Here is a 15,170-nt window from a genome sequence, read left to right as displayed (position 1 = left end):
TGAGTGGGTTGTGTTTCCGGGGTCTGATACACGACCGGCAGGGTCTTGGCCACGGCAGCCGCAACCCTTCGGCTTGCGGCGATCTCAGCCATGCAGTTTCGTAGCCGTCTCGGCGATCATCCTGCCTTGATAGCGCGCGCCTGCGAGTTCGTTCGCGCTCGGCTGGCGGCTGCCATCGCCGTCGGCGATGGTGGTCGCGCCATAGGGCGCGCCACCAGTAACCTCCTTGACGCCCATCTGGCCTGCGAAGCCGTAATTGAGACCCACGATCGTCATGCCGAAGTGCAGAAGATTGGTGATGATCGAGAACAGCGTGGTTTCCTGGCCGCCATGCTGGGTCGCGCTCGACGAGAATGCGCCGCCGACCTTGCCGTGCAACGCGCCCTTGGCCCACAGGCCGCCAGCCTGATCGAGAAAGCTCGCCATCTGCGATGACATCCGTCCGAACCGCGTACCGGTGCCAACGACAATTGCGTCATAATTGATGAGGTCATCGATCCTCGCCAGCGGCGCGGCCTGATCGAGCTTGAAGTGTTTTGCCTTCGCAATGGCTTCGGGCACGAGTTCGGGCACCCGCTTGACATCGACGGTGGCTCCAGCCTCCCGGGCGCCGTCCCCGACGGCGTTTGCCATCGCCTCGATATGCCCATAGGCGGAATAGTAAAGAACGAGAACTTTTGCCATTTCGGGTCTCTGCGTTTGAGGGGAGATGCGCGGCGATCAAGCCGCGCATCCGCGTTCGCTGCGCTGGGTGGACGGCTTCAAGCCGCGTCGACCAGCACCACCTCGGAATCCTCTAGCGCGGTGATGTTCACGGTCGCTTCGTCGCGAATGGCGGCGCCATCGCGGGCGTTGACGCGCACACCGTTGACGTCGACCGCGCCCACCGCGGGGACGAGATACAGATTGCGTGTTCTGTCCGCCGGATAGCTTGTGCTTTCACCGGCCTTCAGCGTGGTGGCCAGCACGCGCGCATCGGCTCGGATCGGCAACGCATCGCTGTCGGCCTTAAATCCGCTAGCGAGCGTGACCAAGCTGCCTGAGCGATCGCCTTTCGGAAACGGCTTTGCACCCCAGGCGGGCTCGCCGCCATCTTTCGTTGGCTCGATCCAGATCTGGAACAGCGTGGTTTTCACAGGCTCCAGATTGTATTCGGAGTGCCGTACGCCGGAGCCCGCGCTCATCACCTGCACGTCGCCCGCTTCGGTGCGGCCCCGGTTGCCCATGCTGTCCTGATGGGTGATCGCACCTTCGCGAACGTAAGTGATGATCTCCATGTTGGCGTGGGGATGAGGCGGAAATCCGCTGTTCGGCTCGATCTCGTCGTCGTTCCATACGCGCAGGCTGCCGTGCCCCACGTTCTTGGGATCATAGTAGCTGGCGAACGAGAAGTGGTGCTTGGCCTTCAGCCAGCCGTGATCGGCGCAGCCGAGTTTGTTGAAGGGTCTGAGTTCGATCATGACCTGTCCTTTCCAATTATCCGTGTGACCATCGGGCCTTGCGGCTCCCATTGCCGCGCTGCCGACCGGCCTTGCTCGAGGATTGGAATATGCCTCCCGGATGAGTATATAAATAGAAACTACTGAAACTCATTGTTTCTAAAAAATACCCATGGTGGGCAGGGCGGCGTGATGGCGAGACTTCCGGATTTCGAGGCGCTGGCGATCTTCGCCAAGGTTGTCGAGCTGCGGTCCTTCGTTGGTGCGGCGGCCGATCTGGGTCTGTCGAAAGCGACGGTTTCCAAGGCCGTCAGTCGGCTTGAAGAGCGGCTCGGCGCCCGCCTTTTCAACAGGACATCGCGCCGTCTGGCGCTGACGGATGCCGGCAAGAATCTGTCGGAACGCGCCGCGCGGCTGCTCGCAGATGGTGAAGCGGCCGAGAGCGAGGCGCTGGCACGATCAACAGTGCCGCGCGGTCTGGTGCGACTGGCGGCGCCCATGACGTTCGGCGTCAAAGTGATCGCACCGCTGCTGCCTGGCTTCCTTGAGATGTATCCCGAGGTTTCGGTGGATCTTCATTTCAGCGACGCGATGGTCGATCTGATCGGGGAGGGGTTCGATTTGGGCGTGCGGATCGCCAGCTTGCCCGATTCGTCACTGCTAGCGCGGCGGCTCTGTCCGATGCCGCGTCATACCGTTGCGTCGCCGGCCTATCTCAAGGCGCACGGTAGGCCGACGCATCCGATGCATCTCGCTCAGCATCGCTGCTTCGGCTACGCCTATCTGTCGACGCCCGGAATCTGGCGCTACGTCAATGCGCGCGGCGAAGAGGCAACCGTGCGGCCATCCGGTCAACTGCGCGTCAATAACGGCGAGGCGTTGCTGCCCGCAGTCATCGCCGGACTCGGAATCGCCGACCTGCCGGAATTCATCGTCGGCGATGCCATTGCCGCGAAGAAGGTCGAAGTCCTCCTGAAGGACTGGAAGCAGGTGGAGGGGGCGGTTCATCTGGTGATGCCGCCGGGCGGGCCGCGGCCGGCGCGTGTCGATGTGTTGGTCGATTATCTTGCCGATCAACTCGCCCGTCCAAAACGACGCAAGGGAAGTGCGTCCCGTCGCGCGACATAACATAGCGGAGAGTGCTGTGCAGCGACCGAGCGCGGACGCATTCGACAAAGTCACGCTACCCCCATTTTATTGCCTGAAACGAACCTTTCTGTCGCCTCAAAGGTTTGAGGAGGTCTCGGCGTGTGAAGCATTGGACGAGGTGACACATGCTCAGGCACGGAGTTGTCCTGTTTTCCGGAATTCTGGCGGGCTGCATCGCGGCCGCCGCGCACGCGGAAGAATATCGCGGCACGTTCGCCCAAAGGATGGCCTGCACGCCGGACGTCTTCAAGTTATGCGGCAGCGAGATTCCCGACGTTGGCCGTATTGTCGCCTGCCTGCGGCAGAATCAATCTCAGCTCGCTGGGCCGTGCCGCGCGGTGTTCGAGTCCAATGCCGAGGCGACCAGCGATGGTATCGCGGCAAGAGCAACTGGAGGTGTGGTGAAGGCAGGCAGTCACCAATAGTCACTGGCCGTGCTGACAGACGCCGACCATACGCGCCACTTCAGGCCACAGGAACGAAGGCCGGACGTTGACGACTGTTGCGTGCGAATTTCCGGGTGGTCATCGGCTTGCCGAACAGAAAACCCTGGATGAAATCGACACCGATGCCGTGCATCGCCAGGAAATCGTCGCGGGTCTCGACGCCCTCAGCCACCGTCTTGACGCCATGGCTCTTGGCCAGATCGACGATCTGGCGGCAGACAGAACGCTTGAGCCGCGCGGAAGAGCTGCCGTCCACGAATTTGCGATCGAGCTTGATCTCAGCGAATGGAAATTCGTTCAGCGCGGCCAGTGCCGGCCATTCCGTGCCAACATCATCGATCGACAGGCCAATGTTGTGAAACCGCAGCCGATGCGCAGCCTCTACCGCTAGCGGTAAATTCTGCACGACTTCGCTGCCATCAACCTCCACGGTCAGGCCGTCGAAGGCCGGATGATTCGGGAACTGCATGCGCAGGACTTCGACGGCATTGGCGTCCGTGAAGAAGGCAAGGGGCAGGTTGATGGAGATATGGATGCTCCCCGACTTGGCGACGAGATAGCGCCAGTCCTGGAAAACCCGGCCAATGACGAAGTCGGACAGCGCGCGGAAGTGTGGATCATCCGCATCGGGAATGAAATGGCTTGGCGGCACGATCCCCCAGTTCGGGTGGCGCATCCGGATCAGTGCTTCAGCGCCGCCCAGCGAAAGGCTTCGCGCGTTGATCTTGGGTTGATACCAGAGTTCGAGCCAGCCGGCGCCGAGCGCCTCGGCCACATCGACCGGTGGTGATGGGGGTTCGGCCGGCACCAGGGCGGCGACCCGTGCGTGCAGGTCCTTGTCGCTGAAAGGCGTCGGCAGGACCGGCAGCAGGTCGAGCGCCAAACTTTTTCCGAGCTCGCAGGCTGCCTTGACGGCAGGCGCATCCGGCCGGCCGATCAGCAGCACACTTGCGGCGCAGGCTCGCACCGCGAGCAGGTTCAAGATGTCCGAAACCGCCAGGCCGTTCATCGAGAAGCTGATGACAATGGCGTCGGGGAAATCGGAACGCAACGAAGTATCGAGGTCGTCCAGCGTTGCGCAGGCATGCGGAATGAAACCCTGTTCTTCGAGGGCTTCGCTGAGCAGGGATCGTACGTGATGCTTGCTTTCGACAATGCAGGCGCGGGGTTTCATCCTTCGCTTGCCGAAAGGCGTTTCCGCGATTTGGTTGTCCTGCTTGGTTGTGTCGGTCATATTTGAGCCCCCCTCGCTGGCGGCCAAAGTGAGACTTTGTGTATGGCCGCACGAGGGATCGTTCCGGTTATGCACCGGAGAATGTCCGCGCATCGTTAACCTTGATAAAGCAATTCAAGATTGAATCGACGGGAACCTGCTGCTGCGAAGGTGTCGGTGGACTCAAGTCATGTTTCGCAGGAAGGCCGCCGCCGCGATCGCCAATGCGGCGATTGCCACCACGGCGAAAATCAGTTGCCAAAGGCGCTGCCGCCTCGTTTTGTCCCGGTCGTGGAATGCCAGCCAGTCCCGGACAAATTCCGGCGGGATATCGTATACGACCGCCTGCCTCCTGCTTCGATGTATTTCATGATCGGCGAACATGGTCCTGACCGTGGACACTCCCAGCCGCTCCAGTTCACAATGCCACTGCCAAGCGCGCTCGCCGTTAGTCCATCTGTTTTCAAAGGGAAGTCGGTGCGATTTCATAACGGACCTCCAAACATGTGTCCGTCGCCGTCTGGCTCTCGCGATGTTCCTTGTTTTCGCTACGAGCCATCGGCGCGCGCTTGAAGATGCTACTGCCGAGAAAGTTCTCCGTCCAATCTGGTTTTGCGGCTGCTTGGCTGCCCCGTCTCGCACACGCCTAGCTTACGCTTGTGTGGGGGCCTGACATGAAAATTAGGATCAGCACGCTGGAAATTCACATGCAGGTGGTTGTTTGGATTGACAGTCCCCGGCACGATGGCCTAGAACCGCGCGTCCCGAGCGGTTTGTCCGCGAGCCTTGCGTTTGCTGTTTTCGGCCTTCGTACACGGACTTTGAAAGATCAGGAACGTTTCCATGAAGGTCCGTAATTCATTGAAATCCCTACGCTCCCGTCATCGCGACAACCGTCTGGTTCGTCGCAAGGGCAGGGTTTACGTGATCAACAAGACACAACGGCGTTTCAAGGCTCGTCAGGGTTGATTCACACACATTCCGTTACGGCACGTCGTCCGTAAATCGTTATCACAGCTCGTTGATACCCCGGCTTTGCCGGGGTTTATTGTGTCTATAGCGTCCTACGTTGAGGAAAACACCTCGATTGTCCTCACGCTTGGCTTGATCGCGAAGAAGGTCGAGCCCTTCAGTATGACGCCGGAGTGGGATCGATCCGTGGATCGGAGAACCGCTGTAGTGTAGACTCGGCAAGCTCGCGCGATTTCCGGAGCTTGTGAATGCAACAGAGAATCTCCGCGATCGGTTGTGTCCTAACGATGCTTGCCCTCGCTGGGGCTCTGGTGCCGGCCGTCGCGTCCGCTCAAGCCCCACCGCGCAGCTCTCCGCAGGCCACGCCGCCTGAGGCCACTCGGCCAAGCGATCTGCCGCGGCCGCCATCGAGGCTGCCGAAAAGCCCGAAAGAAACGGCTCGCGGACTCGATTTTCTGCTGGGAGCTCTCAAGGCCGCGCCGGACCAGGAGAGCGCCAGACATGTGGAAGCCCAAATCCTGGCGCTGTGGAGTCAGTCTTCAAGCGACACGACGTTGCTTTTGATGCAACGCGTGAAAACGGCGACGGACGCCAAACAACTCGACGTCGCGCTCAAGCTGCTCGACGCGGTTCTGAAGCTGCATCCCGAGTATATTGAGGGATGGAGCCGGCGTGCGACCCTGCACTACATGCGCAACGACTATCAGCGTGCGCTTGAGGATATCGAGCAGGTACTGAGCCGCGAGCCGCGCCACTTCGGAGCGCTTGCAGGTCTCGGCGTGGTCATGCAAGAGCTCGGTGACGACAAGCGCGCGCTTGACGCCTTCCGGAAGGCGATCGCGATCAATCCCTATCTCGAGAGAGTGCAGGAACTGGTCAAGAGCCTGACTGAGAAGGTCGAAGGGCGCGATATCTGATCGCCGGGGCGGAAACCCAGGGCGTTTCGCTACGCTCCAGCGCTGGATTTAAACCAAGATAGTCATTGACGATCGCCCGATCGACTAACAGTGCAAGTATGAAGGGCAGCGGTGAGGAAGGCCACTAATGCAGCGTATTGCCTTCGCGGACTGCCGCATAAAGCCGTTGCAGTTCATCCTCAAGTTTCTCGTTAATCATCAGGAGCGCCATCAGCGCGCCGCGCATGTCGCCGTCGCATGACGCCACGATCTCATCTATAACGGCTTCGCCTGCCTCAAAACTCATCTGATTCCACTCCGGTTGAAGTCGTCCCACTTTCCACCAAGAACGTGAATAATTTCTGCAGGCCGATTCGCGTTCCTGTGGATTATGAGGATAAGGGACGAGGTCGAGGTAAGCCGTTTCGATCCTGGCCGATCACGCCAGAATAGAAAACCCGGGCACGGGCCCTAAAATTGCAACCGTAGATACTCTACGCGACACTCCTGCAAGTCCGGAGGTCGACCAAGTCCGGAGGTCGACAGCTTACCGCGCCCGCGCCTCACAGCATTCCAAGCGCGTGCATATAGGTTTCCAGGATCGTTTCCTGCTCCTGACGCTCGTTGGCGTCCTGCTTGCGCATTCTCACGATCGTTCGTAGCGCCTTGACGTCATATCCGTTGCCCTTGGCCTCGGCGTAGACGTCGCGAATGTCGTCGGAAATGGTCTTTTTTTCTTCTTCCAGCCGCTCGATGCGCTCGATGATGGCCCTGAGCTGGTCCTTCGCGAATCTGGTCGCGGGTTCTTCCGTGGCGGCGACAGCGATGGCCATCCTGTTACTCCTGATATGAACGATGACTGCTATGAAAGATGACGTTGGGACTGTGAGCTCGGATACGCCGGCCGCCCGTCACATTTGAATGAAACTCGACACTCCCGAGCGGCGTGCTCGGCGTCAAGGCGACATCTCGCTCATCCACAGCGACCCACAGGCCGCTCGCCAACGAATCAGTGACTGCCCGGGTTCTTCTTCATCGCTGCGAGTTGCTCCGGCGTTGCCTCGCCCTGATGTTTTGCCTTCCAGGTCTCGTAGGGTATGCCGTACACCGCCTCACGGCTTTCGTCCTTGGTCATGACAGCGCCATTTGCGTCAGCGGCGTCCTTGAGCCAGTTTGACAGGCAGTTACGGCAGAAACCGGCCAGATTCATCAATTCGATATTCTGAACGTCACTACGGGACTGTAGATGCTTGACCAGCCGACGGAATACCGCAGCTTCCAGTTCGGTTCTCGTTCTGTCATCAATGGTCATGCACTGATCTCGCCATAGCCTGTCTGAGTTGAATTGAGCGTGTCACGGATTTTACCATATCGCGGCGCAAATAGGAGTTCATAGGCCGGAAAATGAGCACCTTGACGTGAAAAGCCAGCTCAAACCGTTGACAGGCGCAGCAGGTCACGCGAAATCACGGCGAAACGATTTGCCCGGCTAATGACCACATCAGACCACCCCCTCTTTCCCACGTTCTCGCCGCGCGCGAGTATCGCGGGCTTCTTGCCTGCCCTCGGCATCCTCGTCGTCTGTCTGTGGTCGGCGCCCGCAGCTGCAGACTTTCGGCTCTGCAATAATACCTCCAGCCGCGTCGGCATCGCCCTTGGCTACAAGGACGCGGATGGCTGGACCACCGAGGGCTGGTGGAATGTTTCATCGCATGCTTGCGAGACGCTGCTGCGAGGCACGCTCATCGCACGTTATTATTATATTTATGCTCTAGATTACGACCACGGCGGCGAATGGTCGGGACAGGCTTTCATGTGCTCGCGCGATAAAGAATTCACAATCAAAGGCACCGACAATTGTCTCGCCAGAGGCTTCGACCGCACCGGCTTCTTCGAGATAGATACCGGAGATCAGCGTGCGTGGACCGTACAATTGACGGAGTCCGGCGAACATGGGCCACAGCGCGTGCCTGGGTTGCCACAAGGTGAAATGCCGGGCGCGCCCGATTCCACGGGCGGAACGTCTCCGGGCGCGTCGGGACTGACGCCAGGCGCATTGCCCGGACGCAAGCCATGAGACGCTTACGCCGGATCAAGATACTCGCCACCCTCGGACCCGCCTCATCCGAGAGCGCGATGGTGCGCCGCCTGTTCGAGGCTGGAGCGGACGTTTTCCGCATCAACATGAGCCACACCACGCATGACAAGATGCGCGAACTGGTGGCCACGATCCGCAACGTCGAAGGCAGCTACGGTCGTCCGATCGGTATTCTGGTCGATCTTCAGGGACCCAAGCTCCGGCTCGGCTCATTCGCGGACGGCCCGATCCAGTTGAGCAACGGCGAAACCTTCGTTCTGGATTCCGACAGCAGTCCCGGAGACAGAACCCGGGTTCATCTGCCGCATCCCGAAATCCTGGCGGCGCTGCGACCCGGTCACACCTTGCTGCTCGACGACGGCAAGGTCCGCCTGATTGCCGAGGAAACTTCGCCCGAGCGCGCAGTGACACGCGTTGTCGTCGGCGGCAGGATGTCCGACCGAAAGGGAGTGAGCCTGCCCGATACCGATTTGCCGGTGTCGGCGATGACCCCCAAGGACCGCTCCGATCTCGATGCGGCGCTGGAAGCCGGCGTTGACTGGATTGCATTGTCCTTCGTGCAGCGAGCAGACGATGTTGCCGAAGCCAAGAAGGTGATCCGCGGCCGTGCGTCAGTGATGGCCAAGATCGAAAAACCGCAAGCGATCGACCGGCTGCCTGAAATCATCGAAATGGCCGATGCGTTGATGGTCGCGCGCGGTGACCTCGGCGTCGAATTGCCGCTCGAGCAGGTTCCCAGCCTGCAAAAGCAGATGACGCGGATGGCGCGCCGTGCCGGCAAGCCAGTGGTGATCGCGACGCAGATGCTGGAATCGATGATCCTGTCGCCGGTGCCCACCCGCGCCGAAGTCTCCGACGTCGCCACGGCGGTTTACGAAGGCGCTGATGCCATCATGCTGTCCGCCGAGTCCGCGGCCGGAAAATATCCCATCGAAGCCATCGCGACCATGAACCGGATCGGTGAAGAGGTGGAACGCGACCCGATCTATCGGGGCGTGCTCAACGCGCAGCGCCCCGAGCCGGAGTCTACCGTTGGCGATGCCATCGCTGACGCCGCCCGGCAGATCGCAGAGACGCTCGATCTCTCCGCGATCATATGCTGGACCAGTTCGGGTTCGACAGCGCTGCGTATGGCGCGCGAGCGCCCGAAGCCGCCGGTGGTCGCCATTACCCCGAACCTTGCGACGGGGCGTAAGTTGGCCGTGGCTTGGGGCGTACATTGCGTGGTCGCGGAAGACGCTCACGACCAAGACGACATGGTCGATCGGGCCGGCTCTATCGCTTTCCGCGACGGATTCGCCAAGGCAGGCCAGCGTATCATCATCGTGGCAGGCGTGCCGCTCGGCACGCCGGGCGCGACGAACATGGTCCGTATCGCCTTCGTCGGTCCGAACGGTGAAACGGGTGTTTAGAGCATGATTGTCTCACGTTGAGGCAGATCCTGCGTTGACGAAGTAGTTGGTGCTGGGCGGCGGTCAGCAAGGTGACGACGTGCGCTTCCATGTGGCTTCGACGATTCGTTCAGCTGCTTTTCGGAGCGATGGGCTCAGCCTACCAAAGACCTGCTCGACCGGATTGGGAGCGAGACTGTAGGGCGGCAGGACGAACAGCCTGGGGCTGGCCGCTCGGATCGCGCGGCCTTATGGCATTCCTATAGCTGTAGAAGCTGACGACGATGTCGTCGGACTTAAGCGCAGCCCCAGAAGAGGTGTGCGAACTGGGGTAATCCGATCCCAGCACCTCCGCTACCCTGTGCTGGGACTGATTCGGCCCAGCAAAGGAGATGCAATTGCGGCGCGCTGTTTTGTTCGACCTCGACGACACTCTTCACGATCGTACCGCCGCCATTCCAGTTTTCATATCTTCTCAGGCACGGCGACTTCTGGCGATGCAAGCATCTGATGCAGCACGTTTCGCAGAACGCTTTGTAGAACTCGAACAGCGTGGGCGGGTTTGGAAGGACCAAGTCTATCAAGACTTGGGCCGCGAGTTTCCGCAAGCACAACACGCCAGCGAACGCCTTCTAAAGGACTATCTGCACTCATTTCCGAAGTCGTGCCGACTGCGAGAAGGAGCAACTGAGCTCTTGCGTAAGCTTCGGGAGAACGCCTTCAAACTCGCCATCGTTACCAATGGTCGTTCAGACATGCAGCTTGCCGTAGTTAACGCCCTAGAACTTGGGTGTATGGTCGATGCAGTAGTCATCTCGGAACGAGTTGGTTTGCGCAAGCCAAATCCGCGGATATTTGAAGATGCGCTGACGAGGATCGGTGTTGAGGCGCAGTCTGCGGTATTTGTGGGAGATGACTTACAGGCTGACGTAGGGGGAGCATCATCGGCCGGATTTCAGCACGTTTACTGGTTCGATACTGGTATTGTTGCGCCAATCGATCTGCCTTCAGGGATATCACGGGTGGGCAATTTCGCCGAACTGACCGGGAAAATGTTTCCGTCGTGATGTCCGAACTAAGTCAAGGTGAGACGTCGACGTTTGATTCCGAGGCGTCGCCTCTACCCCAAAACGAGACTTTTGGGCCTGGAGAAAGGGCTTGAAGTTTGAGCCGGCGGCCTAGCGCGGCGAGGCCGCTCGCACCACGAGCGCGGTCGTGGTCAACTTGGCAACGGCCGATCCGGTGAATCGATCGCAGATCAGACCCATCTGCGAATCGTCTGAGAAAGCCATTGTGATCATCCGGTCCGGCTTATCAAAATAGACCTGCATCAACGTCATGTCCTGCTCGCCGATGACCGTCGCCAACATTGTGCGGCTCGCGCTCGGGGAAAGGATCATCGCACGCATCCATGCGTCGCTGTCGCGTGCAGTCGCCCGTGCTAAACGGCGGGATATCGATACGCTGGACTTTTGGCCTTGAGCGCTTTTGGCCACGACGGTCGTCACGCTGTCCACCGCCATCGGGTTACGTGCGGGGAGGGTCGCTGGCCGGATGGGCGGGATCGATGCCGTCGCCGCGACTATTCGCGCGCGGCGGACGTCATTCTCTGACGCATAGGCGAGCGCCTGTAAGGCATCAGAGACATTGTCGGTCGGCTGCTGGTCGGCTGCGGAGACCGCCTGCCGCGCGCTCACGGCGGCTAAAACCTGCTTTGGCGTGACCTGCTTCGAGGCCGACGGAATTTCATCCCAGAACCCGCGGGAATTGATGATGTCGGCGGGGGTCTGAGGTTTGCCGTCCGCCGCATGTTTGGCGGGCGGCGGCGCCGGAATTGACTGTACGTCGGCGGAGGCTAATTTGAAGGCCCCGGGTTTCGGCCGCGGCACCGGGACTGCTGAGGCTGTGGGTGCCGCGGAGGCGACTGGCTGATCTGGCTCCGCCGACGGGGGGCCGTCAGATTCGTCATCTTCGTCGGCCGACTTGCCGCGGAACAGCGCCATCAGGAAATTCGATGGCTTGCTGTTCGCGGTACCCCCTTCACCCGCCTGCCGGCGCTTTTCGATGTCAGCCATCGCCATCTGATAGCCCGGTAGGGGATTGCCGTCCGAGGGAACGTGTACGGTGCGGCCGTTCGGGAAGACACGCACTAGCTGATCGTGGGTCATGCGCGGCCAGTGTCGCACATGTCCGGTATCGAGATGAACGAATGGCGAACCAGATTTGGGATAGAACCCGACGCCGCCGCGCTGGAGGCGCAGTCCGGCGAACCGGATTTTTTCGAGCGACACGCCGGGAACGAAGAAGTCCATCGCGTGCCCCAGCATGTGCTGGCTGAATCGCGCGACGCCGCTGTCCTTGGAGCGGCGGCGAAGCATGGCGTTGGTGCCCGGAGAGCGGTAGGCCGAGACGATGTTGATCGGCTGCCTGGCGTCGACGTCGCGATAGACCTCCCAGAGGATATCGAAGAGATGGCGATCCATGGTGGTCTGCTCCTGGCTGCGCCAGTCGCGGAGAAAGTGATTGAGCTGTTTCAGGGCGCCTTCGTCATAGCGGCCGTCGCGCTTGAAGGTGATGGTCAGGTCTTCGTTGGAATGGGTGTGATGAAAGGACAGCGTGCGCGTTTCATTCAGCGCCGTGGCATCATGCACCGATCCAGCACCTGCAAGCAAAAGAAGCGACGACAGGCCGATGCGGAAGCCCGTCCGTGAAATCGACAACGATTTCAAGCCGCGTGCAAAACCAGAAAGCACGTATGAGCCCACCCGGAAGACGATCAAGTCGGAAAGCCCTTCCACGAAAACCCCATGTGAAAGGGCATAAGCCAAGTCGTAGGGCAGGACGGTTAACGCCGATTTACCTTAACCTTCCTGCTCTAAAGATTAATTAGCTCGCTGACTGTGGCAAAAAAGAGCCATGTCATCGAGAAGGGGTGGATAGTGGTTAACGTTAAAAGGGCGCCATCAGGTGATGACGCCCTTGTTTTTAATCAAGTAATCCGCTTTCGAGGGCTCGTGAAAGGCGAGTTAGCGCCCGTATATCCGCCGGCGACGGTCGTCCATCTGCGGAGGCGGGGTCTGGACACCGAACAGCCGCTCGAAGAACGATGGGCCGCTGTTGTCGAAACCACCACCAAACCCGCGGTTTTCATTGAAGGCCACGCCTTGCTGCGGAATATTCCCCCTGGGACGGGAATAACTCGGCTGGGCATGAGCGATGACCGTTTCGAGATCGCGCCCATTGGAGTTTTGGAGCAGTGCCAGAATCTTGGCGTCTCGGCCGTAGACATCTGCGCGAAGTTGCAGTTTGCCGGCATGGTCCACAAACGCGGTCTGATAGGTGATGTGCACCGGAATCGGAGTCGGGAACTTGATGTCAAACTCGTTCCGGCCATACATGCTCCGGACTTTTTCCGGCGTGTAATGCTCTTGCGGAAGGGCGATGTTGAGTAACGTAGCGGCGTATTGGTCGGGGTTCTGAACCCGCATGCAGCCGTGGCTGAAGGCGCGCGTTTCTTTTGCAAACAGGTGTTTGTCCGGCGTATCGTGCTGGTACACCAGAAACTTGTTTGGAAAATTGAAGCGGATGCGGCCCAGCGCATTGCGCTCGCCTGGCGGCTGCGAAATGTGAATTCCGCCGCTGCGATCACGCTCCAGCTTGAGACCCATGCGCTCCAGCACGGTTGGATCCTGCTGCAAGGCGGGAAGGTATTCCTTGTAGATGATCGAAGGCGGTACGTTCCATGTCGGGTTGACGGTGATGTACTTCATCGTCTCCGTCAGAAGGGGCGTGGCATGGACTCCCGGCTTGCCCACGACGACGCGGGTGGTCCAGATCGGCGCACCATGCTGCATCACCATGAGCGAATAATCCGGGATATTCAGGATGGCATAGGCGTCGCCCAGCGATGGAACTCCAAGCTCGCGCGGTAACCAGCGCCAGCGCTCCATGTTGACGATGATGTTGTCGATCTGGCGATCCCGTTTCGGGCTGTTGATCGCCTTGACCGTCCGCTCGTCAAGCACGCCAGTCGCCTTGAGATCAGCATTCGCCTGAAATTTTCGGACGGCGGCCGCAACCTTCGCGTCATAATGCGTGTCATTGGCGTTTTCGGTCACGCCGAGTTTCGCGCGCAGTATTGGCACGCGGGGATCTTCCATCACCACGGCGGGGTGCTTCTTGCCACGCTCCGGCGTGTATTTAAGCGCAGGGCCGTCCGCGATCTGTGTGACGGGGCCATCGCCCACGCCACGCAACTCGGCCAGTTTCTGCTTCAACTCCCGATATAGCTTATGCGGTGGGTTGTAGCTGTCGAGCGCTGCGGATGAATCCTTGGCGGTGGTGACGTTCGTCAAAACCTGCTCGGGATCGACAGGGTGCTCGGGATACTGGATATCAGCGCTGACCTGCGACCAATGCATTCGGCCGCTCTGGGCCTGACGGGCGTAGTCCATCATGCTCGCGGTCAGCTTCAGGTCGGCTTCTGCCAGCTGGTCGGGCGATGACGCCGCAGTAAAGTTGGGCACCGGATAATCGGCAGGATTGAGGCCGTCGGCCGCAGCGTCCCTGAGACGCGCAATCACACCCTTGGCCTGCGCATTCAGTGTGCCGCCCTCGGTCCATAGTGGCGCATAGCTCCGCGCCGTGTAGAATTTCTCGATAGCTGCCCGCTCGGCCTTGCGGTCAAAGAATTTTGTCGCCTCCGTATCGAGCAATGGGCGCAGCTTTTCGGCTACCGGCTGATCCGCAGGCGGGACATTGTTCACGGCCTTCACTGGTTCGCTCGGCTGATCGGTGGCCGTCGCGGCGCCGGTCTCCGCGTGAGGCGGCGCGGCCGCGGGGGTGATCGTCGCGGTGGCGTCCTTCTTCGGCTCATCCTTCGTCGCTTCGTTCGTCTTGATGCCGTTTGACGGAGCCGCAGTGACGTCATCTGGTTTGGCGGAAGTAGTCTTGGGCTCGTCAAGCTTCGTTTCTGTGGTCTCGGGGTTTGGGCCCGGCTGGACGCTCGAGGGCTTCGCATCGGAAGACGCGGTTGCGTTCGCAGTTGTGTCAGAGTGCGAGGTGGCCGTGTCGGCTGCCGTTGAATCGGCAGGCTTCGGATCGGTTGCGCGCGTCTCGGTCTTTTGATCGCCGGGCTTCGACTCGCGGACCACCGGTGGTGCAGGCGGCACATCATCCGCCTTGAAATCGGCTGCCGTGGGCGGCGGAACGTTGGCTGGCTCGGGCGTGGGAATGGCTGCGTCGATTGCGAGCTCGGAGGCGCTCTTTTTTGCGACATCCACCTGGGCAAATGCGGCCGAGGTCGAAACTGCTAAAAAGGTGGCTGCAAGCACTGTCAGGATCCGATCGAATCCTGTCCGGTTAGTCGGGTAGTCTCGCATTCTCGCACCCTCGGGTGAAACTGTCCCCACGGAACAATCTGGTGAATTTTTGTCCTGTGTCCGTCGAGGCTTTGTTTGGCCTTCACGACACCCGGATGCTGCTACTCGCACGCCTGAATTCGGGCAGCCAACGCCGCAAACCGCGATTCACGACAAACTGACCTCAAAAAAACATCGTTGGCAAC

General features: G+C 60.1%; 16 protein-coding genes. 7 read left to right on the top strand and 9 right to left on the bottom strand.

What is annotated here, in order from left to right; all coding sequences use genetic code 11:
• Positions 1-84 precede the first annotated feature (84 nt).
• Together wrbA and ACZ5IL_RS17470 are read right to left on the bottom strand one after the other, a co-directional pair.
• Entirely contained in the window at positions 85-684 is a 600-nt protein-coding gene (gene wrbA, locus ACZ5IL_RS17475; RefSeq protein WP_464593442.1) for an NAD(P)H:quinone oxidoreductase, read from the bottom strand.
• Positions 685-761: 77 nt separating this feature from the next.
• Entirely contained in the window at positions 762-1,460 is a 699-nt protein-coding gene (locus tag ACZ5IL_RS17470) for a pirin family protein (RefSeq protein WP_464593440.1), read from the bottom strand.
• A 171-nt stretch (positions 1,461-1,631) separates the two neighbouring features.
• Between ACZ5IL_RS17470 and ACZ5IL_RS17465 the strand changes: the two genes are divergently transcribed.
• The gene (locus ACZ5IL_RS17465) at positions 1,632-2,567 is read left to right on the top strand and encodes a LysR family transcriptional regulator (protein ID WP_464593438.1); all 936 of its coding nucleotides are present in this window, start codon (positions 1,632-1,634) and stop codon (positions 2,565-2,567) included.
• 146 nt (positions 2,568-2,713) lie between these two features.
• The gene (locus ACZ5IL_RS17460; RefSeq protein ID WP_464593436.1) at positions 2,714-3,013 is read left to right on the top strand and encodes a hypothetical protein; all 300 of its coding nucleotides are present in this window, start codon (positions 2,714-2,716) and stop codon (positions 3,011-3,013) included.
• Positions 3,014-3,053: 40 nt separating this feature from the next.
• Here the strand turns inward: ACZ5IL_RS17460 and ACZ5IL_RS17455 are convergent, their stop codons facing one another.
• A complete protein-coding gene (locus tag ACZ5IL_RS17455; protein WP_464593434.1) occupies positions 3,054-4,268 on the bottom strand; it encodes an EAL domain-containing protein in 1,215 nt (404 codons plus the stop codon).
• A 162-nt stretch (positions 4,269-4,430) separates the two neighbouring features.
• Positions 4,431-4,736, bottom strand: coding sequence for a hypothetical protein (locus tag ACZ5IL_RS17450; RefSeq protein ID WP_464593432.1), 306 nt, complete (start codon positions 4,734-4,736; stop codon positions 4,431-4,433).
• 354 nt (positions 4,737-5,090) lie between these two features.
• Between ACZ5IL_RS17450 and ykgO the strand changes: the two genes are divergently transcribed.
• Positions 5,091-5,216: a type B 50S ribosomal protein L36 gene (ykgO, locus tag ACZ5IL_RS17445; protein ID WP_011314284.1), complete on the top strand. Its 126-nt coding sequence runs from the start codon at positions 5,091-5,093 to the stop codon at positions 5,214-5,216.
• Positions 5,217-5,467: 251 nt separating this feature from the next.
• Positions 5,468-6,136: a tetratricopeptide repeat protein gene (locus ACZ5IL_RS17440; protein WP_464593430.1), complete on the top strand. Its 669-nt coding sequence runs from the start codon at positions 5,468-5,470 to the stop codon at positions 6,134-6,136.
• A 124-nt stretch (positions 6,137-6,260) separates the two neighbouring features.
• Here the strand turns inward: ACZ5IL_RS17440 and ACZ5IL_RS17435 are convergent, their stop codons facing one another.
• From ACZ5IL_RS17435 to ACZ5IL_RS17425, 3 genes are all read right to left on the bottom strand, one after another.
• Positions 6,261-6,422 carry a hypothetical protein gene (locus tag ACZ5IL_RS17435; RefSeq protein ID WP_173815918.1) on the bottom strand — a complete coding sequence of 54 codons (162 nt, stop codon included), beginning with the start codon at positions 6,420-6,422 and terminating at the stop codon, positions 6,261-6,263.
• A gap of 256 nt (positions 6,423-6,678) precedes the next feature.
• Complete coding sequence (locus ACZ5IL_RS17430; RefSeq protein ID WP_079446052.1) at positions 6,679-6,948, bottom strand: DUF2312 domain-containing protein; 270 nt, start codon at positions 6,946-6,948, stop codon at positions 6,679-6,681.
• Between the two features lie 176 nt (positions 6,949-7,124).
• Positions 7,125-7,427 carry a DUF1244 domain-containing protein gene (locus ACZ5IL_RS17425; protein ID WP_464593427.1) on the bottom strand — a complete coding sequence of 101 codons (303 nt, stop codon included), beginning with the start codon at positions 7,425-7,427 and terminating at the stop codon, positions 7,125-7,127.
• Positions 7,428-7,607: 180 nt separating this feature from the next.
• Between ACZ5IL_RS17425 and ACZ5IL_RS17420 the strand changes: the two genes are divergently transcribed.
• The 3 genes from ACZ5IL_RS17420 (at position 7,608) to ACZ5IL_RS17410 (ending at position 10,671) form a co-directional block, all read left to right on the top strand.
• Positions 7,608-8,192, top strand: a complete 585-nt coding sequence (locus tag ACZ5IL_RS17420; RefSeq protein ID WP_309775226.1) for a DUF1036 domain-containing protein — start codon at positions 7,608-7,610, stop codon at positions 8,190-8,192.
• The gene (gene pyk, locus ACZ5IL_RS17415; RefSeq protein ID WP_464593424.1) at positions 8,189-9,625 is read left to right on the top strand and encodes a pyruvate kinase; all 1,437 of its coding nucleotides are present in this window, start codon (positions 8,189-8,191) and stop codon (positions 9,623-9,625) included. The genes ACZ5IL_RS17420 and pyk overlap by 4 nt, the downstream gene beginning before the upstream one ends.
• Positions 9,626-10,002: 377 nt before the next feature.
• The gene (locus tag ACZ5IL_RS17410) at positions 10,003-10,671 is read left to right on the top strand and encodes an HAD family hydrolase (protein ID WP_464593422.1); all 669 of its coding nucleotides are present in this window, start codon (positions 10,003-10,005) and stop codon (positions 10,669-10,671) included.
• A gap of 111 nt (positions 10,672-10,782) precedes the next feature.
• Here ACZ5IL_RS17410 and ACZ5IL_RS17405 read toward each other — a convergent pair whose 3' ends face one another.
• Both ACZ5IL_RS17405 and ACZ5IL_RS17400 read right to left on the bottom strand, forming a co-directional pair.
• The gene (locus ACZ5IL_RS17405; protein WP_464596935.1) at positions 10,783-12,357 is read right to left on the bottom strand and encodes a peptidoglycan L,D-endopeptidase MepK; all 1,575 of its coding nucleotides are present in this window, start codon (positions 12,355-12,357) and stop codon (positions 10,783-10,785) included.
• 273 nt (positions 12,358-12,630) lie between these two features.
• Entirely contained in the window at positions 12,631-14,985 is a 2,355-nt protein-coding gene (locus ACZ5IL_RS17400) for a L,D-transpeptidase family protein (protein ID WP_464593420.1), read from the bottom strand.
• Positions 14,986-15,170 lie beyond the last annotated feature (185 nt).

It is taken from the genome of Nitrobacter sp. CN101, from assembly GCF_055390255.1.
Note: the sequence above shows the minus strand (reverse complement) of the source record. Positions and strands in the feature narration are given on the sequence as shown.